The 25,954-nt window shown below is 72.0% G+C and carries 16 protein-coding genes and 1 pseudogene; 14 read left to right on the top strand and 3 right to left on the bottom strand.

Annotation, left to right across the window (positions count from 1 at the left end; translation table 11 throughout):
- Positions 1–6 precede the first annotated feature (6 nt).
- Positions 7–372: a transposase gene (locus ACFZDC_RS10180; protein WP_391322207.1), complete on the bottom strand. Its 366-nt coding sequence runs from the start codon at positions 370–372 to the stop codon at positions 7–9.
- 686 nt (positions 373–1,058) lie between these two features.
- On the opposite strand from ACFZDC_RS10180, the gene ACFZDC_RS10175 reads away from it, so the two are divergent.
- The 5 genes from ACFZDC_RS10175 to ACFZDC_RS10155 all read left to right on the top strand — a co-directional run bounded on the left by ACFZDC_RS10175 (position 1,059) and on the right by ACFZDC_RS10155 (position 12,038).
- A complete protein-coding gene (locus ACFZDC_RS10175; RefSeq protein WP_391322205.1) occupies positions 1,059–4,721 on the top strand; it encodes a CHAT domain-containing protein in 3,663 nt (1,220 codons plus the stop codon).
- A gap of 1 nt (position 4,722) precedes the next feature.
- Positions 4,723–6,618, top strand: a complete 1,896-nt coding sequence (locus ACFZDC_RS10170) for a caspase family protein (RefSeq protein WP_391322079.1) — start codon at positions 4,723–4,725, stop codon at positions 6,616–6,618.
- Positions 6,619–6,912: 294 nt separating this feature from the next.
- Positions 6,913–7,641, top strand: a complete 729-nt coding sequence (locus tag ACFZDC_RS10165) for a cyclic nucleotide-binding domain-containing protein (RefSeq protein WP_391322077.1) — start codon at positions 6,913–6,915, stop codon at positions 7,639–7,641.
- Positions 7,642–7,683: 42 nt separating this feature from the next.
- The gene (locus ACFZDC_RS10160) at positions 7,684–9,072 is read left to right on the top strand and encodes a hypothetical protein (protein WP_391322075.1); all 1,389 of its coding nucleotides are present in this window, start codon (positions 7,684–7,686) and stop codon (positions 9,070–9,072) included.
- 98 nt (positions 9,073–9,170) lie between these two features.
- Positions 9,171–12,038, top strand: a complete 2,868-nt coding sequence (locus ACFZDC_RS10155; RefSeq protein WP_391322073.1) for a CHAT domain-containing protein — start codon at positions 9,171–9,173, stop codon at positions 12,036–12,038.
- A 32-nt stretch (positions 12,039–12,070) separates the two neighbouring features.
- On the opposite strand, the gene ACFZDC_RS10150 is transcribed toward ACFZDC_RS10155, so the two are convergent.
- Complete coding sequence (locus ACFZDC_RS10150) at positions 12,071–14,092, bottom strand: caspase family protein (protein ID WP_391322071.1); 2,022 nt, start codon at positions 14,090–14,092, stop codon at positions 12,071–12,073.
- Between the two features lie 1,097 nt (positions 14,093–15,189).
- Between ACFZDC_RS10150 and ACFZDC_RS10145 the strand changes: the two genes are divergently transcribed.
- The 9 genes from ACFZDC_RS10145 to ACFZDC_RS10105 all read left to right on the top strand — a co-directional run bounded on the left by ACFZDC_RS10145 (position 15,190) and on the right by ACFZDC_RS10105 (position 25,333).
- Positions 15,190–15,531 carry a hypothetical protein gene (locus ACFZDC_RS10145; protein ID WP_391322069.1) on the top strand — a complete coding sequence of 114 codons (342 nt, stop codon included), beginning with the start codon at positions 15,190–15,192 and terminating at the stop codon, positions 15,529–15,531.
- Entirely contained in the window at positions 15,528–16,346 is an 819-nt protein-coding gene (locus ACFZDC_RS10140) for a VWA domain-containing protein (protein ID WP_391322067.1), read from the top strand. Before ACFZDC_RS10145 ends, ACFZDC_RS10140 begins: the two co-directional genes overlap by 4 nt.
- Positions 16,343–17,200 carry a protein phosphatase 2C domain-containing protein gene (locus ACFZDC_RS10135; RefSeq protein ID WP_391322065.1) on the top strand — a complete coding sequence of 286 codons (858 nt, stop codon included), beginning with the start codon at positions 16,343–16,345 and terminating at the stop codon, positions 17,198–17,200. Before ACFZDC_RS10140 ends, ACFZDC_RS10135 begins: the two co-directional genes overlap by 4 nt.
- On the top strand, positions 17,197–18,282 hold the full coding sequence (locus tag ACFZDC_RS10130; protein ID WP_391322063.1) for a hypothetical protein: 1,086 nt from the start codon (positions 17,197–17,199) through the stop codon (positions 18,280–18,282). The genes ACFZDC_RS10135 and ACFZDC_RS10130 overlap by 4 nt, the downstream gene beginning before the upstream one ends.
- Complete coding sequence (locus ACFZDC_RS10125) at positions 18,279–18,953, top strand: 4Fe-4S cluster-binding domain-containing protein (protein WP_391322062.1); 675 nt, start codon at positions 18,279–18,281, stop codon at positions 18,951–18,953. Before ACFZDC_RS10130 ends, ACFZDC_RS10125 begins: the two co-directional genes overlap by 4 nt.
- A complete protein-coding gene (locus ACFZDC_RS10120; protein WP_391322060.1) occupies positions 18,943–20,172 on the top strand; it encodes a hypothetical protein in 1,230 nt (409 codons plus the stop codon). Before ACFZDC_RS10125 ends, ACFZDC_RS10120 begins: the two co-directional genes overlap by 11 nt.
- Entirely contained in the window at positions 20,169–22,175 is a 2,007-nt protein-coding gene (locus ACFZDC_RS10115; protein ID WP_391322058.1) for an AAA family ATPase, read from the top strand. Before ACFZDC_RS10120 ends, ACFZDC_RS10115 begins: the two co-directional genes overlap by 4 nt.
- Before the next feature lie 105 nt (positions 22,176–22,280).
- On the top strand, positions 22,281–24,095 hold the full coding sequence (locus ACFZDC_RS10110; RefSeq protein WP_391322056.1) for an Hsp70 family protein: 1,815 nt from the start codon (positions 22,281–22,283) through the stop codon (positions 24,093–24,095).
- 80 nt (positions 24,096–24,175) lie between these two features.
- Positions 24,176–25,333, top strand: coding sequence for a hypothetical protein (locus tag ACFZDC_RS10105; RefSeq protein ID WP_391322054.1), 1,158 nt, complete (start codon positions 24,176–24,178; stop codon positions 25,331–25,333).
- A 2-nt stretch (positions 25,334–25,335) separates the two neighbouring features.
- Here ACFZDC_RS10105 and ACFZDC_RS10100 read toward each other — a convergent pair.
- Positions 25,336–25,734: pseudogene (locus ACFZDC_RS10100) on the bottom strand (DUF2252 family protein); the annotation flags it as partial.
- Between the last annotated feature and the right edge of the window lie 220 nt (positions 25,735–25,954).

Genomic DNA, 25,954 nt, shown 5'->3' with positions numbered 1-25,954 from the left:
TCTCTTTCAGCTCGTGGGAAGGTGACGGGCGGGGCGACCAGGGAGCGGTGGAAGGGAGCGGGACGCCGGACGAGGTCGTCCCGGTGGCCGTCGAGGTCCATCCCGGGCAGAGCGCCGAGGACGTGGAGGATGGCGGCTTCGGCGATGAGGTACGCGTGCGATCCGGCCCGGGCAGATGTGCGGGCCGACTCCCGGGGCGAGGTGGGCCCGATTGCCCAGCGGCCGGTGGGATCCCAGGGTGGGGTCGAGGTCGCCGGCCCGCGTGGTCAGCGTCTTGCCACGGTGCCCGTTGCGGTAGGCGGTGCGGGCCTCGGTGTGCTCGTTCCACTCGGCGCCGATCCGGGCCGCGGCCTCGGTCAGCTCCTGCAGCATCCGCTCGGCCACACTCCGCACGGGTTCGAGTCCGTGCACCGAACGTAGTGACTCCAGCAGACGGAGTAAGTCAGACTGGGACAAGGCCACCGCGCACCTCCTGCGTTGAACTTCCCGTTCAACACGGAGAGTTGCACGGTGGCTGCCTCATGCGCAGGGAGCGGAGACCGTCACCGGATGCACGCCCGCGCATCCGCCCGTGCACACCCGCACGGTGATCGCCTACACCATCCCGCGGGACGCCATCTCCGAGCGTGTCGTTGCAGTGACTGGTCCGGGAGCACTGGCCAGGAGGGTACAACCCGTGGGAGGAAATGGGAGTTGGCGGGCGACTGGTCCGGCATCCCGGGTGTCGGACCGCGGCGGATGCAAGAACCGGTTGTGGTGCGGAATCCGTCCACTGGGCAGGTGATATCCATGGCTGTGCAAAGCTGTGACGGCCGTCAGCCTGACCGCAGGTCAGGTCGGATTGTGACCGTGATTGTTTCCCGCCCTTGATGAATGTGCCCATGATTGACGGATTTCGAACTACCAATGGTCCGTTTTAATTACAGGGGAAACAGTCGTCGCCCGTCCGTCTGATTGCCGTTACCGTCTGTGAGCCGGGGCTGCGGGGAGCGAACCGGAAATGCGGTCGTCGCCGGAAAGGGCGAGGCCACAAGGGACGGGGAATACGAGTGGACGTGATGACGCTGACCGCGCTCCTGCTGACCGAGCAGCGGAAAGCCGATCCCGCCGCGCTGCTCGTCGAGCCGGACCGACTCCCGCCGGGGGCCTGCGGCATCCGGCTCGCGGCGGCGGCAGCCCTGGCCGCGGGTGAGCCCAAACGGGCACTTGCCGTTCTGGACACCTCCCCGGCAGGCGAACGGTCCGCGCTGGAACGGGCCTTACGCACCGCCGCGCTGCACCTGGACGTCAACTGGCAGCCCGGAGCATGCCTGGCGCCGGTGGAGGGTCTGGCGCGGGCCATGGCACACGGGGCAGGCGACCTTCCCGAGGGGAGCCTCCGGCTTCCATGGCATCTCGCCGGACACGTCATCCCGGTTCTGCTCTCCGCGCGGATGATCGTGGGGCACGCGGGCAGGGCCGGCGACGAGCGTGAATGCGAGTCCCATCACGCCCTGCGGGGCGAGGTCGCGAGCGAGCGGAACGAGGACCTGTGGGAAAGCGTCGACGAGGCGCTGAGGTGGTTCGACCAACTGCACGAGACGATCGCCGAGGCCGGCCATCGGGAGGCCTCCGCCTGTCATCTGCTGCTCGCCGCGGATCTGCGCGTCCGGGCCGGAGACCGCGAGGCCGCCAACCCGCTGGTGCGCACCGGACTCCAGTACGTCTCGGGAGACCCGGCCTCGACGGGCCTGTCCGAAATCCTCCAGGGAGACTGGCAACTCGGCGCCCCGGGAATCGCGGAGGAATGCCTCGTCCCGACGGGCGCCGCTCCCGGGGCCACTGTCCCCCCGAGTACACGGCACCAGTGGCGGCGGCCCGGGCCGCTCGGGGCCGCCGACCGGTACGCGGCGGCCGAGGCCGCCTACACCGCGGCCGGGTCCCAGCGCGGACGGGCGGCGGCCCTGCTGCGGCTGGCACATGTCCACCGGATCCGCGGCGAGGCCGAAGACTGCCGTGCGAAGCTGACCTCGGCGCTGAGCGCGGCGCAGAAGGCGGGCGACGGGGCGTACACGGCCCTGCTGAGGGTCCATCAGGTTCTGGACCTGATCGACACCGACACGGGCGAGGGGGCGGAAGCCGAAGTCGCCGCGTCGGTGGCCGGCTGGGGCCGGACCGTGGGCAGCACCTCGTGGGTGCGCGGACTGTCCTGGCTCGTCCGCAACCGCGCCGCTTCCTGGTACGCCCAGGGGTACGCCCGGCGCGGTGACCGGGCCGAGGCCCTGGCCCGTCTCCTCACGGACGCGAGGGACGGCGGTCAGGGGAACGCGGCAGCCGTCCCGACGAGGGGTGCCGTCCTCCAGGCCCGCCACCGGCTGGCCACCATGGTCCTCACCGACCTGGAACAGCGCGAACACCTCGCCCGCATCCGACGCGACGGCGACCCGGACGTCTCACTGGACCTCACCGGCTGCGTCGGTGTCGTCCAGGCCGCGAAGGTCTTCCACACCCAGGCGTCCGCCCTGTGGGATCCGGAGGCGGTGGCCGCCGCGCGCTCACGCATCGAACGCGCCCTGCGTGTCGGTGAACTCGTCGTGGCGAAGGCCCCACCCTGGATCGCGGAGCAGATGCGGGAAACCCTCGCCACGCTCCGCTCCGACTTCGCCGCATGCCCGGCCCAGGAGTCCCTCTTCCGCTCCCGCCGGGCCCGCGAGGCGGGCCTCGGGGAAGAGGCCGACCGGTTGGCGAACGAGGCGCTCACCAGGGCTGGGTCGATCCCGGACGAGGTCCTGCGGTGCCATGTGCGCTGTGCCGCCCTCGCCGACCTGGGCGAGAGGGAACGGGCCTGCGCCGAGGCCGAGGCGGTGGAGTCCCGGCTCCCCGCCCTGCAGGCGGCCGCGCTGTGGGTACGGCTCGGCAGCCCCGAGCGCGCCCGACGGCATCTGCCGCTCATCGGTACCGCCGGCGCCGGCGCCGAACACTCCTGGCAGCTTGCCGGCCTGCAGGCGGAGATCGCGCTGGCCGACGAGTCCCGCCCGCAGGACGCAGCCGAGTACGCCCTGAGCGGACTCGCCGCGTACGAGGAACACCGCCTCAGGCTCGCCCGGGACAGCCTGCGCGCTTCCTTCGCCGACGATCCGGTGCCGGCCCGGTTGCACCACACCGCCGTGCTCGCGCGGCTGGCCTCCGGCGAGAGGGACGCGGCCGCCATCGCGTTCACCCAGGCCGAGCGCGGCCGGATCGGGGTCCTCGGCGCCGTACGCGCCCTGGACGCCGCGGGCGAAGACCCGGCGGCCCGCGCGGCCGTCCGGGGCTGGCTGGCCGCCGAGGTCCGCTGGGCCGCGGAGTTCGAGGAACACATGGCCGTGCTGCGCGCCGAGTCGGCGGCCGCCCGGCGTTCCGAGCACACGACGGGCGACCCGGTGGTGACGCCACCCCCAGCACAGGTGGAGGCGGCCGAGCGGCGTCGGCGCATCGACGACGCCGCGCGCCGGCTGGGCGAGGCCGAGACGGCCGTACAGCGCCGGGCCCCACGAGCGCTCGCCACGTCGGGCGGCGAGGCGGTGCCGGACGCGGCGGCCGTCGCCGAGGCTCTGCCGCCGGACACCGTGTTGCTCGCGTACCACCTCTTCGACGACTCCCTGGTCGGCTGGGCCATGACCCGTGAAGCACTGCGAGTGGAGGCCCTGACGGGCTGCCCGGGGCGCCGGCAACTCATGCACCAGGTGGTGGGCGCAGCCCGCCGCTTCCGCGACCGGTGCGCCAGGCCGGCCGCCGGCGAGCACGTGCAGGACGACGGAACCCGGCTCACCACCTGGCTGCTCGAACCCTTCGCCGGCCAACTCGGTAGCGCCCGGCGGGTGATCGTCGTGCCGCCCGCCGTGCTCGCCCTGCTGCCGTTCCACGTCCTGCCCTGGGACGGCGACGCCCTCGGCACGAACCGTGCCGTGTCGTACCTTCCCGCGGCCGGGCTGCTGCCGCGACTCCGGGCGCGTCGGCCGCAGCGACCGTGGAAGGAACTGAGCGCCCTGCTGGTCGGCTCTCCCGCCACTGATCCACGCCGCGGATTGCCGCATCTGCCCGGCACCGCCGCCGAGACCGCCGAGATCGCCCGGCTGCTGCCCGGGAGCAGACTGCTCACCGGAGCCGGGGCCACCCGCGCCGAGGTGCTGGCCACAGCCCCCGCCCACGAGGTGCTGCACTTTGCCGCACACGGAGTGATCGACGAACGCGCCCCGAACCGCAGCCGGTTGCCGTTGGCGGGGGACGACTCCCTCGACCTCGCCGACCTGCTGTCCTCCGCCGACTCCCCTTGGCTGCTCGTGCTCTCCGCGTGCGACACCGGCCGCGGCCGGGCCACCGCGGGCGGGGACGTCCTCGGGCTGAGCAGGGCCGCCCTGGTCACCGGGGCCCGGCACGCGGTGGTCTCGCTGTGGCCGGTGCACGACGGCGACGGCGCCCTGGTGATGACCAGGATGTACCGCCGCCTCGTGGGGGACCCGGGCGCGGACGTCGGCACCGCGCTGTCCCTGGCTCAGCAGGAGGTCCGCGCCCGGTCCCGTGCCGAACGCGACGAGGAGTTCCGCGAGCTCTCCCTCCGCTCCGGAGCCGAACCGGAGTCGGGGGACCGAGCCCGTTCATGGGCCGCGAACCCGCGCGACATCGAACCGGTCGGGCCCGCGCACGCCGCCGGCGCCCCGCACCCGTACTACTGGGCGCCCTTCATCCACGTGGGGGTATGAGATGACCTTGAGGGCCCTGCTGATCGGCGCCCAGACCTTCGGCCTGGAGGGGGTGCACGCCGACATCGAGCGGATGGAGCGCGTACTGGCCGGCCGCGGCTTCACAGACGGGGACGTCCGCACGGAACAAGAGGCCTCCTACGAGGGCATCAAGGAGGGCCTCGCACGGCTCCGGAACGCGACCCGCCCCGGCGACGGCGTCGTGGTCTACTACTCCGGGCACGGCGGGCTCATGGACCGAGTGCAGTATCTGGTGCCCTCCGACATGGCCGAGAGCACCGCGACCGACTTCCGCGGCTACCTCGCGGAGGAACTTACGGCCGCCGTACGGGCGTTGACTGTGAAGACCCCCAATGTCACCTGCATCCTCGACTGCTGCCACTCCGGCGGAGCCGTGCGGGAGGCGGTGTACACATCGAGCCGGCGGGCGCTGAAGTCCGTACGGCTGCCCGAAGTCCCCCCGGACGCGGCGCTGGCCCGTGCGGAGGCGCTCGCCCACCGGGACGAACCGCTGGTGCCGAACGTTGTGCGGCTCACGGCGTGCGAGCAGCACGGCTCGGCGTACGAGAGCGAGCCCGAGCCCGGGGCCGGCCGGCGGGGGGTGTTCACGGCCGCGCTCGCCGACCTGCTCGACGCCACCACGGGCCGCCCCATCCCGTGGTCGGTGCTGGTGGCACGGGCCCGGGACCGCATCACACAGCAGGAGGTGCGGCAACGGCCCGACGTCGGCGGGCCCTCGGGCCGGCTGCCGTTCTCCCTGGAAGTGCCGGCCCAGCCCGAACGGCTGCCCCTGCTGCGGCACGAGGGCCGGTTCCGTATCCCGGGCGGCGCCCTGTTCGGGCTCGGGCCCGAAGACGGCGTCATCATGGTCTTCCCCGGCGACGCCTCCGAGGACGAGGAGCGGGAGACCACCGTGCCGGCGACCGTGGAGGAGATGCACGGGGGTGACGCGCTGCTGAGGGTGACCGCCTCGGCCGTCCCCCCTTCCCTCGCCGAGGCGTTGACGACGGCGCTGCTGCCACCAGGTCTTCATGCGCTCGCCGTACGGGTGCACGACCGCCGCAATGTGCTGATCGACGCGCCTGAACCGTTCGCGGGCGCGCTGCGCAAGGAACTCGCCCGCTCACCGCGGCTCGCCGAGGCGCACACGGCGGTCGACGCCTTCGCCGTCGTACGCCTGCATGCCGGTGGACCCCAGGTGCTCGACCGCGACGGACACGCCGTGCGCAAGCCCTCCGATCCGGCCCTCGCCGGGGTCCGCCAGGTGGCCGAGCTCATGGACGAACTCGCCCGCGGGGAACGGGTGCGTCGGCTGAGGGACCCGGAGGGGGCGGCCCGGCTCGAGGCCGCGGCCGAAGTGCTGATCGAGGCGAGGCACCCCCTGCAGGACGGCGGTGACTGGCGTCCGCTCCGATCGGAGGGGGAGCGCCTGTACGACGGTGACGGATATCGGGTCCGGGTCACCAACGGTGCCGGGGCACCGCTGTACTTCTGGGTCCTCGGCGTCGGACTGAGTGGCCGAACGACGCTGGTGACGAACGACCAGCCCAGTGGCTACCGGGTCGAGCCCTACACCGAACGGAGCACCAAACCGGTCATGCTGTACTGGCCGCAGGACGTGCCCGAGAAGGGACCCCGCGCCGAGACCGTGCACGTGATCGTGGGGGACCGTCCGATGGACCTCAGCGGTCTGGCGTCCCGCGAAGCACGCACCCGCTCCGAGGCGAAGGCCGCTCCCGCGCTCGTGGCGCTGCTGCAGGAGGTATGGGAAGGCGCCCGCGACCAACGGATGGACATGGGCGAGGAGTTCCACTACCGCGTGTGGACGGTGCACGCCGACGCGCTGCCCCGTGCCTGTGGGGCCCGGGAGTTCGGAGCCCGGGAGGCCGACGGATGACCGGTTCGGCAGGGCGGCGGAGGGCCTCCCGGCCACGGGGAGCCGACTCGCCGGTGGGGCCGGGCCGGCTCCCCGAACCGTCCCCCGCACGGCAAGAGTGCGGCAACCGGCGCACCGTACTCGTCGCAGCAGTGCGGAATCCGGGCGACGACTCTGCCGCCGCTCCGCACGCGCAGCGAACGCACCGCTGTCTTGCACCCAACTTGGGGAAAGAAAAGGGACGTTGTCCGCGCAGTCGATAAGATGCCACAAGTCTCTGATACCGGAGAAGGCCGACATGTTCGGGGGGTCGTGATGGCGGAGGGACACACGGAGGGAGCCGGATCCGACCGGTGGGCGAACGGCACGCTCCTGGCCGATCTGCGGCGCTCCCCGGCCGCCGCCAAGGCCCTGCTCTCCCTGGGGACGGCACGCTCCTACGACGCCGGAGAGCATCTGCTGATCGAAGGCCTGCGGGAGACGTTCGTCCTGCTGCTGCTCAGCGGGGTCACCAAGGTCACCGCGACCTCGGAGGACGGCGATACCGCACTGCTGGCCATCCGGCTCGGTGGGGACCTGGTCGGGGAGTTCGCGGCCTTCGACAACCGGCCCAGGTCGGCCACCGTCACCGCCGCCGGACCCGTGAGCGCGCGGCGCGTCGGCCAGCGGGACTTCCTCGGCTGTCTCGACTCCTGCCCCGCCGCGGCACTGGCCGTCAGCCGGATGCTGGTGCGCAAGAACCGGTGGTCGGTACGGCGCCGGGGCGACTTCAGCGGCAGCCCGGTGGCAACCAGGGTGGCCCGGGTCCTCGTCGACCTGATGGAGGACTACGGGGAACCACGGCGCGCCGGGGTGCTGATCGGGCCACGGCTCACGCAGGCCGAGCTCGCCGGACTCGTCGGCGCCAAGGAACGCCGGGTCCACCACGTCCTGGGGGAACTCGCCGACCGAGGAGTGATCCAGGTCGGGTACGGCCGTACGACCGTGCTGTCGCCGGAGAGATTGCGCCAGGCCGCGCGGCTGACCGAGGAGTCCGAGGCCTGACCACGAGCCAACCGCACCGTACAACCAGGAGAACGGGGACACATGCACACCGAGAAACACGAGCACGCATCGGATTTCGTCGATGTGCTGGCCACCCCGGACCTCCTGGCCCTCGACGGCGCCATCCCCAAGGGAGGGCAGGATCCCGTCCACGAACGGATCGGCGGCGCCTCCCTCGGCCGGCCGATCGTCTACGCGCTCAAGGACACCGCAGCCGGGCATGACCCTGCCGGGCGGGACCGCGTGCTTCTCGTCTGCTTCCCGTTCGACCTGGAGGAATTGCCCGGCGGACGCCGCTACGAGGAAGTCACCCTCACCGTCCGGCTCGCCGACGACCTGCACGCGCTGAGCCTCCACCCGGCCGCCGGCACGGTCACCGCCGACGGCACCCGGATCGCCGTCTTCGGACTCGGCGGACACCGACTGCGCTGGACCTTCCGGGCCACGGGGCGCGGCGGCGCTCTCCGCCCCGACGGACGCTGGGCGCAGGCGGTGGTGCGGATGCCGTCGATCAGCGCGGACGTGTCCGGGCGGCTGAGTCTGAGCACCACGACCGTGCAACGGGTGCTTGGCGGACCACTCCGGCGTCGAGCGGCGCAGACTCCCCACGACACGCCGTTCCGTATCCCGGCGGCCGAGGCCTGGCCGACGGCCGCCACACGCGCACTCCGGGCCGCCCTGCCGGGAGCCTGGGCACTGCCCGCATACGAGGGCCGGGAGGGCCGGGAAGAGGGCGGAGGACACACGGACGGCGTGCCGGAGGAGGGGAACGGCGGCTCGGGGCCGAGTGAAGAGGGGCTGCCCCCGGGGCTCAGGCGTCTCTGCCTGGCCGTCGACATCGAGAAGTACAGTGCCCGCGACAACGCCGACATGGTCCACCTGCAGCGGGTGCTGCTGCGCACCTTGCGCTCGGCGTGCGAAGGGGCGGGTGTGGTCTGGGACCGCTGCGGACGCCAGGCCCAGGGCGACGGCTACCTGCTGGTTCTGGAACCCGACACCGACGAGACGAGGGTCGTCCCCCGTCTCCTGGACGGGCTGGCCGAGGGGCTGGCGGCGGCCAACGACCGTACCGAGGGGATCACCCCGAGGCCGATCGAGGAGAGTGCGGGAAACCCACGCAGGATTCGTATGAGGGCCAGTCTCCACCAGGGCATCGTCCATGAGGCGGACAGCGGTTACGCGGGTTCGGCGGTGGTCGACCTCTTCCGTGTACTGGACTCCGCCCCCGTACGGAGCGCCCTCGACAAGTCCCCCGGCACTCATCTCGTGGCCGCCTTCTCCGACCCGCTCTACCGGGACCTCGTGGGCACCGGTTACGAGGGATTGTCCGCCGACGGATTCGAGAGGGCCGAGATCGAGGTCGCCGGCAAGAACTTCACCGGGGTGGCCTGGATCCGTGCCGTACGACCGGAGAGCGGCGCCGGACGCTGACCCCGGCCCGGGTCGCCAAGGCTTCCGGCCGTCTTGGGACTCCGCTCGACTCCGCTTCGTCCACCCCGGTTCCGCCCCCAGTGACAAGGACTACCACCATGACCGACAGTACGCCGACGAACGAGCTGGGCACGGTCATCGCCCGCACCACCCAGGCCATACAGGTGGTCGGCGAGGACGACCGGGTGCCGTGGCTCTTCGCACGCTGCTGGATGCACGCCATCCGCTACGAGGCCCTCGGCTGGAGCCCCACCGACATCGACAGCGCCCTCGCGGACTTCGACGCGTTGCCCGCACAGCTTCCGGGACGGGCCAAGCTGGCATCCGTCCTGGCGACCTCCCTGCTCAGGTCCGGCACCCTGCTGGGCTCCCCGCGCATGGCCAGAGCGGTCGCTCTCGCCGACGTCGCCGACACGGACCTCTCTCCGCTGCCGGACTGGCCGGTGACCTCGGCGGCACTGCGCGCGGGCGACCTGCTCGTGGCCTGGCAGGAGAGCCGCCCTGGATTCCGCCCGCGCGCCGCACTCCGGGACCTGGAACGGTACGCGGAGATCGTCGGGGACACCCAGCCCCACCTCACGCTCGTCCGGGCGGCCCGGCTGGGACTGCGGCACCTGGTCGCCCAGGAGGACCGCAGCGTGGTGGAGAGCGAGCAGGTGAGCCGCGACGCCCGCGCTCTCCTCGACGGCCTCGGCCCCGAATCACCGCTGCAGGGTCACGGTACGGTCATCGCCCTGATGCAGGAGGCGCACACCAAGATCCTGCGGAGCGATGTCCAGGGTGCCATGGAGCTGATCGGCCAACTCCGGGAAGCCGCACACCGGATGGACCCGGGTGACCCGCTGCGCAGTTCGGTGGAGCAGGCGGTGAACTCCCTCGTCCCGTTCCTGGAGATGCTCCGCCCCGGCGGCGCGGGTACCGCAGGGCGCCGGACCGAGCCCGTCCAGCCGCCTGCCGACTCCCACTTCCGCGTTCTCGAGGAGATGGCGAACCAGCCCGGACTGCCGGACACCGAGCGCGCCCTGCGGCTGAGCCAGCTCGCGACGGCCGAACTCGCCGCGGACACCCCGCAGCGCGTGGACAACGCGGTGCGCCATCTCACCGAGGTGCTGTCCATCACCTCCGAGCACGACCCGCGCCGCCCCCACTACCTGCTCACCGCCGGCAGCGCCCATCTGCGCCGGGTCGAGACATCGGGCAGTCCGCACGATCTGAGGACCGGCACCGAACTGCTGGAGAAGGCCCAGAAGCTGGCCGAGTCCACCACGCACGGACTGTGGACCACCATTGCCATGCCGCTGGCCCACGCCTACCGGTTGTCCGGCCGCCGCGAGCTGTGCCGCTCGACGGCGCTGCGCGGACTGCGCGGCCATGCGTGGAGCGTGCTGCTGGAATCCTCGCCCGACGAGATGCAGGCCGTCGCCCGCCACGCGGCCGACGACGCCCTGGATACCGCGCGCTGGTGTCTCATGGACAATGACGCGGAAGGGGCGGCCACCGCCCTGGACGCCGGACGCGGTCTCATCCTCTACGCCACCACCGAGACCCGGGACGTCGTGGCACGGCTCACCGCCTCGGGTGACGCGGCCCTGGCCCGGGAGTGGCAGCAGGCGAAGAAGACCCACGCCCCCGGCGAGGAGCCCGGCGAGCTCAGGCGGCGGGTCGTCGGCGCGCTCGCGGGCATCCAGCTCATGGACGACGGCTCACCGGCGGCCAGCCCGGCCGAGGGCACCACACGGCTGCTCGACCCACCCGCGCCTCCCGAGACACGTGCCGCTTTGCGGTCCCTCGGCGCCGACGCACTGGTCTATCTCCTGCCCGGCGCCGAGCGCAACGGCGCCGCCGTGGTGGTCCCGGCGGACGCCCCCGCGAGCTGGATGCTGCTGCCCCAGCTCAACGACGCCGGAATCGCCGCCTTCGACGCCTTCCTCTCGGACGCCGCGCAGGGCATGGCGGGACGGGACGCACCCACCCGTGACGGCAGACTGCGCGACGCCCGGGTCAAAGCGCCGAGGGCGCTCAACGGGATCTGCGAGTGGGCCTGGGAGGCGGCCGTCGGACCACTGCTGGAACGCCACCTGACCCTCCCCGAGGGCCGCCCGGCACGACTGGTGCTCATCCCGGTGGGGGAGTTGGCGCGCGTACCGTGGCACGCGGCGTGCACCCGCTGCGAGGACGGGAGCCGGCGGTACGCGATGGAGGACGTCGTCTTCTCCTACGCGCCCTCCGCCCGGCTGCTGTGCGAGTCGGCCTGGCGCAGCCCCGTGTCCCTCACCGGCGGCGGGCTGGTCATCGGCGACCCCGATCCGGCCGGCGCGGCACGGGACCTGCCCGCCGCACGCCTCGAAGCGCTGGCCGTCAAGGACCGCTTCTACCCGGACGCCCGCTACATCGGCCGGATGCCCGACGGCGCTCCGAGCCCGGAGGGCGCCGGCACCCGCGAAGAAGTGCTGCGCTGGCTCGCGGACCCCGACGGCGGCCCCATGCTCCATCTGGCCTGCCACGGCATCGTCGAGGAGAGCACCGCGGCCGGGGACAGTTCCTATCTGCTGCTGGACGGGGGAGAGCACCTCGCGGCGGAACGACTGGTGCGCACTCTGGGGGAGGGCCCCGATCGCGAGATCGCCCTCGCCGTCCTCGCCGCGTGCAGCACCGGCCGCTCCGGGCGTGGCCTCGACGAGGCGTTCAGCCTGAGCACCACGCTGCTGGCGGGACGGGTTCGCTCGGTGGTGAGCGCCAACTGGAGCGTGCCCGACGCCGCGACCTCCGTCCTGATGTTCATGTTCCACCACTTCCTGCGGGAGGCCGGCATGCCACCGGCGGACGCGCTGCGCGAGGCACAGCTGTGCATGGTCGGCCGCCGCAGGCCGCCGCAGGAGATGCCCAGCAGGCTGCGCGGGCACTTCCGTACGCAGGAGGAGTCGGACATCGCCTCGTGGGCGGCGTTCGTGCACACCGGACGGTGAGCGGCCCGGCGGCGGCCGGCCATCGGTTCCCGTCAGTTCCCGGGGACCCGGACCACCACCGGAAGGATGCCCGTGGTCCAGTCGGCCGCCTCCGGGCGCAGTACCTCCGCGTCCCGACGCAGCGCCACGAGACCGAGCCGGTCGAGCACGCCTTGGTAGCCGCTCGGGCCGCGGCGCACCGCCCTCGCCTCCGGCTCGCCGAGGCGCCCGAGACCGAACGCCTCGGAGGAGAAAAGCCTCTCCGCCACCAGCACCTTCAGCCAGTCCGTGCCCGTCGCCCCCGGAACGACGGGCCGGCCCGGTGGCAGCGACATGGTGACCGCCCTTCCCCAGGCCGCCGAGGCGGTGTACCACGGAGCGATCCAGTCGCCGGAGAAGAGCTCCGGGTGGATCCGGAACCGGTCCGTGAGGTCCAGCAGGACGCAGTACAGCTGTCGGTCCGTGGTGTTGCGCAGCCGGACGAACACCTCGGGCTCCTCCCAGCCGTTCGGCCCCCACCGGTAGTCGAGATGCACGGCTCCGTCCGGACCCGGTCGCAGCGGGGGCCGGACACCGGAGTCGACGGCTTCGCCCTCTCCTACGGCCACGATCTCCACGGCCACCGCACCGGGCAGCGTGGAGACCGGGTTGTGCAGTTCCTTGATCCGCCGCCAACGGGCGATGTGCTCCAGGTCCATGACTACCCGGGCCGCCTCGTCCGCCGTTGCACACCTCGCGTCGGGGACGATCGGGCTCCCGTCGGCAGTGGTGATCCGTACGGTGGCGGGGCGGGGCACGTGGACCCGCACATCGGGCAGCCGCCGCGTCTGTGCTGCCGGATCCGCGACCCGGACATGCGGAGAGGGACCACCGGCCGGCCCCGCGGTGTCCAGGGTGGCGGCGAGCAGTCGGGTGGTCACCCGTCCCTCGTCGCCGGGGCCTCCGTCCAGTGCGACCGTACCGACGGGCAGTGGGACTGAGGTCAGCACCATCGAGTACTGCTCGCGCGGACTCGGTGTCCAGCCGACGGGCTCCACCTCACTACGGTCGGTCTGCACTCTCAGCACCCGCACCTCCAGCGGTGGGTCGGAGTCGTGCACGGCGAACAGCGTCGGGTCCAGCGGGGTTCCGGACGGCACTCCATGGCAGGCTCCCGCATCGACCTCCCAGGCGCCACGCAGCCACCGCATCGTCACCGGGGACCGCGCCGCCCTGACCCCGCCGCCGAGGAACGGGCGGTCAACGACGGCGTCGGCGGCCGGGGACAGCACGGGGACCTGCCCACGGGCGCCGTCCTCGACCCGGCATCTGGTGCCGGTCATCAACTCCCGGAAGGTTGCCGCCGGTCCGAGGTTCTCCAGCTGCTCCAGCAGCGCCAGACTGAACAGACCGCGGGGACCGCTCTCGGTGGGCACCTCCACGGCGTACTGATCCGAGTGACAGGCCGCCAGCAGCACATGGGGAGCGGCGGAAGGGCCGGCCGGCGCCATGCCACGGCCGCCCCGTTCCGCGCGGAGGGCCTCCAGCAGGAACTCGGCCCGCGGTGGTGAGGTGAGCGCCGGCTGTCCCCGGACCGTCAGGAGCGTTCCCTCGGGACCGCCGGGTCCGTGGGGCGTGACGGGTCCCCGGGTGCCGCTGTCGGCGTGGCAGCAGTCCAGCACGGCGACGACATGGGCTCCCCGCGTGGCGACCTCGCCGATCAGCACGGCGAGTTCCTTGTCGTAGAGATCGGGCACACCATCGTGCCGGCTGTCGACGCAGATCAGCGTCTGCAGCAGCCCGGTCGGTTCAAGGTGGGCGAACCTCGCGGGCACCGGCGCCTGTGAGCCGTGGCCGCTGAACCAGAAGAGCACACTGTCACCGGAGGCGGCCCGGCCCAGATGGCGCCGGAACCCGTTGATCACCGCGGCCCGGGTGGCCGCACCGTCGGTCAGCCGCAGCGGCACGAACTCCTCGGGGGGCAGCCGGCTTTCCAGGAGGGCGCTCGCCGCATCGATGTCATTGCGGCAGCCACCGAGTGGTGCGACCGGCGCGCGGTAGCCGTCGATTCCCACCAGGAGCGCGTACAGGGCCACGCATCCCACCTGCTTTCCGAATGTGGACGGACGGAACGTGAACGGGCCTGGGTGTGCATATCGGACGTGAAGGGGGTGGCCGATGAGGGGAGGCCCCACCGCACGGACGCCCGGCCGGCGGGCACCCTGCGGGCATGGGCGCCCGGCCCCGAGCCACCGGTCGACCGACGGCCGACCGCTGCCGTCGGTGCGTTTCTCCCGGGTGGTCACGGGGGCCGGGAAGAACCGGCCCTTCCGGAACCCCGTCTCCATGGCGCGCGCCGGATCGGCCCGGGCCGGGTTCACCGTCGCGCCGGCCCCGGACGCAGTCACTGTCGTACGGTCGTGGGCCCGAAGCCGGGTCCGGCCCTCATACGGCGGCCGGGTCCGCTTCGTACGGGCCTCGTCGCCGCGTTCCTCGCGGCCGGGCCGGTTGCCGACCGAGGCCGAGGCCGACATCTTGGCGCCTGTGCCGTCCGTGTTCTCCTGGCGCCCGCGTGGAAGCGGCGGCTTCACCCCGACGCTCACAGCCACCGACCGGTGGCCGGCCGGGACGGCGCGTGTACGGGTCGTCGTCGGCGTCGACCCGCGTGTGGTCCCGGCATCGCCCTGCGGGCCGCTGCGGGTGATGATTTCCGCCATGACCGGGCGTCGCGCACAGAGGCGCAGGGCTGGGCGAACCCCGGGCCCACGAAGAACCCGCTGCCGGCGGCTTTGTGTCTGCGCGGTTTCCTGGAATCGGCCGCCAGATCGAATCCGAATTCCGCGGTTGCCCCGGCGGGCTTCACCGAATACGGGGAACCGGCGCGGCGCGGACAGACGCTTACCCGCGGACCCGGTCGCCGCCGGACTCGGGTGACCGCGGTGCTCCCACTCGACGACCACATGACTCCGTCCGGTACCGACCACGTTCGCCCCGTTTCCCTCGGCCCGCGACCGGTTCCCCGGCCAGGACGGACGGCCAGTGTGCCATGCCGAACCGTTGGTAAAAACGATTATGAGGGAAGAAATGATTCTTCAACTTCCCGCAGTAATACGGGATTAGAAGACACATCAGGTAGGTAACATCAATTCCTACTGCCGGGCGGATATGCCGCTGAATACTCGGGGGAGGTGCGATGGGCCGTCCCTGTGGCCTGTTCGGCCGGAGTCTGCGTGCCGTCTCTTGGACCGCTGTGGCGCTGGCGGCACTGGCCGTGCTGTCGCGGCGGACACGGAGCCGGGAAGTTGCGAAGACCACTCCCGCAGAACCTGGAGTGATACGCGGCACGGTCCACGCCCTCCTCGACCCGCGCGGGCTGGTGGTCGTCGACGGACTGGTGGAGCCGGCCCGCTGGCTGGGCGCGGCCCAGCCGCCAGGACGAGGTGGCACGGTGCGGCTGACCAGGAAGGAAGGCGGCGCCGGCATCTGGGATGCCTGGCCGCTCGAGGAGCCCCGGGAAGGGGGGCGGGCGGCATGAGCGTCTTCGACGACTTCGACGACATCTTCCGCGGCTCCCCGGAACCCACCGACGACATCGAGTTCAGCACGGACACCTATCACCGACGGGTCGTCATCCTCCTGATCGACGTGTCCGGATCGATGCGGTTCGCAGAGCAGGGCACCCGTCCCATCGACGAACTCAATCGGAGCATGCGCGCCTGGCTGCCGGAGATCCGCAAACAGGGAGAAGGCCCTCTCAGGGCGGTCGAGTTCGCGGTGGTGACCTTCGGCGGCGACGGCGTCCGGGCGGTGACCGGCGACCCCCGCCGGGCGGAGGCCGAACTCGCCCAGGACGGCGGTGCGTTCGTGCCCGCCGCCGACCTGGACTTCGGTGACCTGACCGCCTCCGGTACGACACCGATGGTCGAGGCCCTGGAGTTCGCCCTGCGGCTGGGCGACCGCCGAGTCCAGCACCTGGCCGACCAGCACGGTCTGCAGACCGGGCAGGTGCGGCTCATTCTCTTCAGCGACGGCGAACCGAACGACGAACTGCCGGCCGACGCCTGGCGTTCCGTCGCCGATCTGATCGGCGCCCGCCGCCGACAGCGACGTCTGCTGTTCCTGGCCTTCGGCGCTCCGGGCGCCGACGAGGAGATGCTGCGGACGCTCGCCACCGACCGGGGTTACATACCCCTGACCGACCTGGACTTCGCCGGGCTGCTCGACCTCGTGCTGGTGGCGACCTCGGCGGAGGACCCCTACACCGCCGTGTGGGAGCAGGCCCACTGGGACCCCGACGAGGCGGCGCCCGAGGACGGGCCCGCCGGGCCGCAGCCGGACGACAGACCATGAGCACGACGCCATGGCTGGTCTCGGCCGCGTCCGTGATGGGCAGCCGGCACACCCGGTCCGTCACCGACTGCCAGGACAGCTTCGCCACTCACCAGGACGCGGACACCCTGATACTCGCTTGTGCGGACGGCGCCAGCCGGGCACGGCTGGCCCGCACCGCCTCGTCGCTCGCCGTCACCCTCGCCGCGGACGAGGGCCGGCGGGTGCTGCCGTCCGTCCGGGACGGGCTCCCCCCGGCCGCCGTGGCGGCGGCCCTGGCACACCGCCTCGACCGGGGCACCCGGAACGTCGTACACAGGTTCCGTAGGGCCGCGGCGGCGATGTCGTCCTCCTTGTCCGACCGGCAGGGCTACCGGCTGGACCAGTGGGGGACCACGCTCACCCTCGTGGTGATCCGCCGTCCCTGGCTCGCGGCCGTCGCCATCGGAGACGGCTTCGTGGTGACCCGCTGCGGCACGTCGCAGTTCGACCTGCTCCTGCCCCCGGACGAGGCACCCGGTCAGGACCGTACGGCGCTCGGAGCAGGGCGGTGGGGCGCGGGCCGGTTCGCCGAGCCGGGGCGCACGGTGTTCGTCACCTCACCTTGTGCCGAGACCCGGGCCCGCCGGGTGGTGGCGCGGCTGCCCGACCTCACCGGCGTGGCGGTCAGCAGTGACGGGCTGCGCGAGGTCGGACTCGTCCACGAAGAGGCCCGGGCGGTACGGCCGTACCACCGGTTCTTCACTCCGCTCTTCGCCCACGCCGACAAGGCCGCGGAGGACGACGCCTATCTCGCGCGCCTCCTCGCGGGTGAGCGCCTCGCCGCGCTGACGCACGACGACAAGACGCTGGTCGTGGCGGTGGAGCGCACGTGAAACCGACACCGAGGGAGATCGTCCTCGAGGCGACGGACGGCAGGAGGCGGCGGGCCACCCTCGGCGGGCGGGCCGGGCCGCCGGGATCTCAGGGCAGTGTGTGGCGTGTCGTCGAATGGCCGCGGCTCGTCGTCAAGCTGGAGCGCAGACCCGACGCCGACCGCTTCCCCCAGAAACTGGAGGTGATGCTGCGCTCCCGGCCGGAGCAGCTGACGGCCCGGGACGGCATCATCAGGGTGGCCTGGCCGCTCGGACGGGTTCGCGACGCCCGCGGTGGGCGTCTGCTCGGATATGTCCAACCCGCGCTCCTGCAGCCAGGATTCGCCTCGCTGCACCACGCCTTCACCGGCCACGGGAGCCTGGTACCCGCGGACGCCACCTGGCGCTGGTACCTGGAACTCGCCCTGGACCTCGCCCGCACCATGAGCGCGATCCATCGCGCCGGCCATGTGGTGGCCGACCTGTCACCGGAGAACCTCTTTGCCACCGCGGGCGCCACCGTCGCCTTCGTGGACGTCGACGGCTGGCAGATCCACGACCCCCGCGGCGGTACGCCGCTTCCGTCGCCGTTCTCCCGGGACGAGTACACGCCTCCGGAGCACCTGGCGGACCCGGCCTCCCGCAAGGAACGCCGGTTCTCCGCCGACCGTTGGGCCCTGTCCGTGCTCATCGCGGTCATCCTCCAGCTGGGCACCCATCCCTTCGCGGGGATCCCGCCCGGCGCGGAACCGCCCTACGACGTACGCGCCAATGTGGAGGCCCGGCGGGCCGTCCTCCTCGGCACGCCTCTGCGCCCGCCGCCCAGCGCGCCCCGGGCCGGCCTGGTGCTGGCCGGTCCGCTCGGGTTGCTGCTGCGGCGCTGCCTCGACGAGGGCTACGACGACCCGGAGGCGCGCCCCCGGCCGGAGGAGTGGATCGACGTGCTGGCCGAAGCTCAATACGAGATCCGCCGTTGCCCCACCGGCCCCCTGCACGTCCACCTCCCGCAGGCGGTCCGCTGTCCGTGGTGCGAGCTGGCGGCCCGCACCGGCCGCGACCGCTTCCCGCTCACCCGGCACTCTTCAGGAAGGCACTTCCCATGAACCGTCCCCATGAAGACGCGCGGGGCTCCTGCGGGCCCCCGGTCCTCTCCGTCGGCCGCGTCTCCGACTCGGTCGGGGTGCTCGGTCCAGGTCTGCGGGCCGTGGTGTGGGTGCAGGGCTGCCCACTGCGCTGCCCCGGCTGCGTCTCGCCCGAGGGACTGCCCTTCGAGGGCGGCGAGCCCTGGGAGGTCGACGTACTGGCCGCCCGGTTCAACGCACTGCCCGAAACGGTGACGGGAGTGACCTTCTCCGGGGGCGAGCCCATGGCGCAGGCCGGAGTGCTGGCCGCCCTGGTGGACCGGATGCGCGCGGAGCGGGACTGGTCGGTGATGTCCTACTCCGGCTTCACTCTGGAGCGGCTGCGGCGCGGGGACGCGGACCAGCGGAAGCTGCTGGCCCGGCTGGACATCCTCGTAGACGGCCCCTTCCTGTCCGAACGCCACCGCCCGCTGCTGTGGCGGGGCTCTGACAACCAGCGCATCCACTACCTGACGGACCGCCACCAGCCGCCCGGCCACGACGCGAGCGCGGGCCTGGAGTTCGAAATCGGGTCGGGGAGCATCGTCTGGAACGGCGTTCCTCCGGTCCCCGGTTTCCGCGAGAACTTCGAACGCGCCCTGGACCGGAACGGAATTCATCTGACCATGTCCCGGAGGACCGATGTCCGGTAGCCCCAAGTACTCGTTCGCCGAACTCGACCGCATCAGGCAGCAGCAGCTGGCCGAACAGCGCCGGCAGCGCGAGGAGCGGGCCCGCCTGAAGCGGGAGCGGGAGCGGGACCGCCGGGTGCGGGCCGAGCGCAAGAAGCTGACGGCACGCCGCTCGGCACTGGCCGGACGGGTGGCCGGGCAGCGGGATGCAGCCCTGGCCACCGGTGAGGTCTCCCGGCACTCCCATCTCACCACGGTGCTCACCGCGGTGGCCGACGCCATCGCCTCCGCCCGCGACGAACCGTCCCTGGAGGCGGCCTGGTCCGCCCTGGCGACCGCCGAGGAGGGCGCCACCGCCCTGGACGTCGCCGTCAGCGCCGCCCTGGCACGGCAAGAGCGGTCGGCAGCCCTGGCGGTCCTGGAATCCGGCCTGGCGGCCTTCGCCGACCGGGCCGAACTGGACCGCGAAGGGGCTGAGGAGGTCGCCGCGGCGCTGGATGAGGCCCGGCGCCAGGCCGGCTCTCCCGACCGCTTCCCGGCGGCCCGGCTCAAGGCTGCCGACGCGGCCGAACGGCATCTGCGCCGGGCGCAGGAGCGGCGCGAGGTCCTGGCGCGGGCGCGGCGGCAGGCCGAACAGGCGCACCAAGAACTGGCCGCCCTCGTCTCCGAGGCGGAACAGGCGGGTGCCGGACTCGACGGCCTGGAGGCGGCCCGTCCGCTTCTGCGGCAGCTGTCCGCGGCGGCCGACCGGGGCCACCTCCCCGAGATCACCCGGCTGACCGGGCAGGCGCGGGACCGTCTCACCACCCTCGCCGCCGCCTTCGACGCCTGGCTGGACGAACTGGCCTGCGTGCAGATCGTCCTGGACGCGGTACGCCGCGCGCTCCCGGCCGCCGGGCTGCGCCTGGAAGCGGGCAGCGTGCAGTCCGACGGCACCAGCAGCATGCTCACCGCACGCCGTGTCTCGGGCGACCGCATCGTGATGGCCGTGGTCGCCGACGGCAGCGGAGGCGCCCAACTCGTCTATGAGGCGGAGGGCCATGACTTCGTCACGCGGCTGTCGGCCTCGGGCGAGGAGAGGAGCTGCGATCTGACCGCGGAGGTCCTCGAACGCTTCCAGGAGGCGCTGGAACCAGAAGGCGTACGCGCCGGCGAACTCACCTGGGACGGAAAACCCGAGCGTCCGCCCGCCCGTGAGGCCAAGCAACTGCCCACCGACCGCTTCCGGGAGCGTCGATGAGCGCCCCGTCCGGTGAGAGCAGGCCCGGGGGACGGTGGGTGGTCTCGCCCTGGGTGCGGCAGTTCGTCGCGGAGATCGCCCGCAGTCGCCATGTCATCCTGCACGGCAACGTCCACGACGTGGTTCGCTGGCAGGGCGGTTTCGTACCGATGGGCAGGGCGCTCGGCGCCATCCTCAGCGCCCTCTCCTACGAGCTCGTCGGGCGGTACGACCAGGTCGACGGCCTGGTCTTCGACGGCGAGGACGGACACCGGAGGTTCGCCCGGCTCATCGCGGCACCGGCTGACGAGGCCGGCGCCGCGGACCGGATCCGGGACACCCGGCCGCAGGGCAGGACCCGGGACACCCAGCCGGTCCAGCCCACCCGGGAAGCCCAGGCGGAGGACCCGCCCGAGTCCGGCGGCGACTCCCGCAGCGCCCGCGCGAGGGAACTGCACCACAGGATGCGCAGCAGCATCAGGGAGGGCGCCGCCGAGGCGCCCCGCTACCGTCAGCCCAGTGAGGCCCTCGCCGCCGTACGCCGCGGACTGGCGCAGCAGTCACGGCCGGTCGCCTTCATCCTCGACTTCGCCGAACTGCTGCTCCTGGACCCCGACCACCACGACCGGCAGGACCGGGACCTGCTGCTGCTCACCAAGAAGATGATGCTGGAGTCGGGCCGCGCGGCCAGGGCCCAGGTGCACAACCTGCTGGTCGTCGTGGTGCCGGACCTGGCATCCGTGCCGCCGTGGCTGCACCGCGACGAGCCCTTCGTGCGAGCCGTGGAGGTGCCGCGGCCTTCCTACCGGGAGCGGCTGGGCTACCTCGTCACCATCGCCGGACGCTTCCACGGCCAGTCCCCGGCGCAAGACGACGACGCCAACGCCGCGATCCGCACCCTGGCCAATCTCACCGACGGCATGGCGCTCGCCGAACTGGACGGGCTCGCCCAGACCAGCTGTGTGGAGAAGGTGCCCCTCTCCGAGCCCAGGGAACTCATCAAACGCGCGCTCTTCGGTCAGCAGGACGACCCCTGGGTACGGCTCGTCGACCGGATCCCCCAGGCCGAGCGGCAGCTGGGGGAGCGGGTCATCGGCCAGCCCACCGCCGTGCGAGCGGTCGGCCGGGCCCTGGCCGCGGGGACACTCAACGTCGACTTCGTCTCCGACCCGTACAGCGTCGAAGCCCGGCCCAAGGGCGTCTTCTTCTTCGCCGGACCCACCGGCGTGGGCAAGACCGAACTCGCCCGCGCCCTGTCGGACATGATCTTCGACGACGAGACGGCGCTCACCCGCTTCGACATGTCCACCTTCGCCATGGAGCACGCGGCCGAGCGGTTCACCGGAGCGCCCCCCGGCTACGTCGGGCACGAGCGTGGCGGCGAACTCACCAACAGGGTGATGAGCAAGCCCTTCAGCGTCCTGCTCTTCGACGAGATAGAGAAGAGCCACGAGAGCGTCTTCGACAAGTTCCTGCAGATCCTGGAGGACGGACGGCTCACGGACGGGCTCGGCAGGACGGCCTACTTCTCCCAGTCCCTGATCATCTTCACCTCCAACCTCGGAGCGACACCGCTGTACGCCCTGCTGCAGAAGGGAGAACTACCCTCCTACCCGGAGGTCTCCGACCTCTTCCAGCACGAGGTGTCGGAGCACTTCACCACCACGCTCAAGCGTCCGGAGCTGCTCGGGCGGATCGGCAACGGTGTGATCGCCTTCGACATTCTCCGGCCGGAGAACATCCCCGCCATCACGGCGAAGTTCCTCCGGCAGATCACGGCGTCCGCGGCCCGCGCCGGCATGGAGCTGGAACTGGATCAGGAGTCCATCACGGCCGGGGTGGCCCGGGAGATGCGCGATCCGCGGTCGCTGGCACTCGGCGGGCGGGAGATCCGCAACATCCTGGACCGCTCGGTCCGCGCGCCGCTCATCGACTGTGTGGTGGCCACCGGCCGCCGCACCGGCCGCTTCCACCTGGAACTGCCGGAGGACCGCACCGTCGCGGTGGTGAACCCGCGGCCCTAGGGCCCTTCTCCCGGATCAGGCGGACGAAGCGACCGCGGCAGGATCCGGAAGACAGGCCCTGGCGGCGGCCCGGCCACCGCGCCTCGACCATCGGAGGAGGGGACGATGATCAGTCCGTATCCCATCGTGGCTGCCATCGACTTCGGTACGCACGGCACGGGTTACGCCTGGGCCGAAGTGGGAGACGAACACGGTCCCGGCCCACGGGGGCTGGACCGGCACACACAGATCCAGGAGCAGTGGGACGGAAGCAGAGGTGGCTACTACCCCAAGGACCTGACCACCGTGCTCCTCGGCCCCTCCGGCGAACCCACCGCCTGGGGCCACCGCGCGCTGCTGGAGTGGACGGCCCTGGCCCGCGCCGGCAGGCACGCGGACCATACCTATGCCCACGGTTTCAAGATGGCCCTGAAACCCGGCGGCATCGCCGGCGCTCCGGTGCTCGGGATCGCGGGCACCACCATCGACACACCCGCCAAGGCCTACCCTCTCGTCGTCGGCTATCTGCGCCGCATGTACGCGATCGTCCGGGAGGAGGTCGAGGGCAGCGGGTACCTCGAGCGTCAGATCCGGTGGTGTGTGACCATCCCCGCGATCTGGGACGACTCCGAGAAACAGCTCATGCGTGATGCGGCGGTGGAGGCGGGCATGCCCGCCGACCACGACCGCCTCATCCTCGCCCGGGAACCGGAGGCCGCCGCACTGTACTGCCAGATCCATCTCGCCAGAGTGATCGCCGCCCGGGGCGAGGAGGCCACCGCCGAGATCACCCGGGCAGGCAGCCGCTTCATGGTCGTCGACTGCGGCGGCGGCACCGTCGACATCACGGCCTACCGGGTGGTGGGCACCACGGACGCCGACCGCCGCCGGCTCGTCGAGATCGGCAAGGTGTCCGGCGGCAAACTCGGTTCCGAGTACATCAACCAGGCCTTCGTCGACGACATCCTCACCGACCGGCTCGGCGGCCGGCAGGTCGTGGACCGCATCCGCCGCGAGCGCCCGGACGCCCTTCTGGAGATCATGCAGATCTGGGAGAGCGGAAAGATCTCCGTGAGCGCCACCCGGGGCCCCGACGGTGAACTCACCATCGACCAGCCGGTGTACGTGACCCTCCCACGCGACGTGGACGAACTCCTCACCGACGACATCCGCAAGGACCTGGCCGCACGCCCGGGGGGGTCGGAGTCGCGCATCGTCGTCAGCACCGTGGAGGTCCGTAGACTCTTCGACGGCGTGCTGAGGGACCTCGTCGAACTCGTCGATCAGCAACTCGCTGTGATGCGGGACCGGGACGGGGCACCGGACGGCCCCGAGCAGGTGCTCCTGGTCGGCGGGCTCTCGGGCGCCCAGTACCTGCGCCAGCGCCTGCTGTCCCATTTCGAGGACAAGGTGACCCTCGTACGTACCACCAGCGCCGTGGCGGCGGTCTTGCGCGGCGCGGTCCTGCTCGGCTACGACCCCGAGCTCATCATCTCGCGGCGCAGCCGCTACACCTACGGCTGCAACATCGCCCTCCCGTTCGAGACCGGCCGGGATCCGGTGGAGAAACGCCTGGAGGGACACGGAGGGCGGGTGATGTGCAACGACCGGTTCCACCGCTTCGTGCAGATCGGCGACACCGTCGACACCGGCAGCACGAGCGGACCGTCGCCGTTCTGCCCGCTCCGACTCGACCAGGACTCGATCACCTTCAGGTTCTTCCGCACGCTCACCCCCGACCCGCGTTACATCGACGACGAGGGCTGTGAGCAGATCGGCACCCTGAGCGTGGAGTTGGGAACGGCCATGTCACTCCCGTTCGACCAGCGCCGGGTGGAGATCCGGTTGGGCTTCGGTGGCTCGGAGATCACTGCCCGTGCGGTGAACACCCATACCGGAGCCGAATTGGACGCCATATTGCGCTTCGACAGCAACTACTAGGGGGCGGAACCATGGACATGACGGCCCATCACAACGATGGCGGGCGGCGGAACCAGTCCTCCAGGGAGGAAGCAGGGAGGGTGGAAGAGCTGTTGTTGTCCTCCTTGCAGAAGTTCGTGCTCGGATCCGCGTGGGACATGGTGAAGGAGGAGCTGAAACAGCTCGTAGAGGAGAACCGGCGGCTCCGTGAGTACGTCGATACCCGGCTCGAGGCCCAGGACCGGCGGGTGGACGAGCACGACATACGGCTGGACGCCCTGAGCAAGGCCAGGACACAGCAACGGCGGCTGATCCCTGCGGAGTACCTCGATCACCAGGACATCCGTACGAAGCTGAACACCCTTGCCGACCAGGTGCTCCTGGACATCGCCGTCCGCACGGCGGAGATCGAGGGGCCACGGAAGGAGGCCGATGTCATCGGGCGCATCGCACGGCTGCTGTTCCCCGAGGAGGGGCCCTCTCCCGACGCGGAGACCGTCGCCCAGCAGCTTCTGGAATGCGGCCTGCGGATCCCACCCGACAAGCTGCACAGGGCCTGCGAACTGACCCGCGAGATCCGGCTCGCGGCCGACGCGACCGGCCACACGATCGACTGGGACTTCACCCTGGACCTCGGCGAACCGCTGGACCCGGAGCGCCAGCAACCGCACGCCGGCTGCGACGCGGAGGGGCTCGCCGACTTCGTCACGGTGCCCGGCTACTCGGCGGACGGCAAGGCCTATGTCAGGCAACGGGTGTTCACACGGCCTCGCCTCGCGGAGACCGCGCAGCCGGGACCAGCGGGCGCGCTGCCTCCGGAACAGCCGGCGACGACCGAAACCGCCGCCGTGCTGACCGTGCGCGTTGCCTTCGACATGCCCGAAGTCGGCGACAAGACGGGGCCGGGACTCCTGAAGGAGCTTGCGGACTTGATCGGGACGGCACGGCAGGATCGTGCGGTGCGACTGTCGGAAGCGACTTCCCGGATCCCGCGCAAACACATCGTTCTGGAAGACGACGGCAGGCCCGTGTGCAGCATGACCGCCGTGGCCTCCTCGGGCAAGGTGAAGGTGGAGATTGACGGAGAGAACGACGAGGTGATCGGTTGCGCCCACTTGCTCCATGCCGAGCTGTCCGGGAAGGGCCTGCAGGTCTGTTTCAAGCGGGTCGCACCAGGTCCGTGGGGGGAGTGGTGGAGCCTGCCCGGCGAGCACGAGCTCCTCAGGCAGCACCTGTTGGGTGAGGAACCGCAGGGTTAGGGCTCGAACGGCCCCGGAAACGTCTCGGCGAAGTCGTTGATGTCGAAGACCGGATGCCGCTCCGGCGAGGCCAGCAGCCGGAAGTTCAGCAGATGGGCGTCCCCGCACAACTGCACCCGGAGCCCGGTGTCGGGCAGCGACCCCAGGTCCGTCGCCATGACCGCGGCCGCGCCACGGTAGAAGCGGAACGGCGATTCGAGCATGCGGCCGTAGCGGATCGGCACCGACTCGGGCAGCCGGGTGGCCGACTGGCGCTCCAGCACATCGATCACGTCCGGACGGTCCGGCGCGGCCTCGAACACGCCCTGACCCGAACGCGGGGCCCGCGCACGGGCGTTCCTGCCGTAGGCGGCTCGGTCGGCCGGTGATGATGAGACGGTGACGGCACTCCGCGCGGTCATGATGCACCCTCCTGATCCGGCGGCCCGCCGGCCGCCGCGGAATCCGGCTCCCGGAGGGCCGCGGGCCGGTCCGCCCGTGCAGCCACCCCACCGCCCCGGCCGTGCGGAGGGATCACCCGCGGTGGGTGACCCGGCGCACCGGCCCGGCGCGCGACCCTGTCCCGGTGAGGGGTTCGCGCAAACCGCCCCCGCCGGCGGTCCGGAGGCGACCCGTTTTCGA

It is taken from the genome of Streptomyces sp. NPDC007905, from assembly GCF_042959345.1.
Classification (GTDB): Bacteria; Actinomycetota; Actinomycetes; order Streptomycetales; family Streptomycetaceae; genus Streptomyces.
This window is presented reverse-complemented; position numbering and strand designations above follow the sequence as displayed.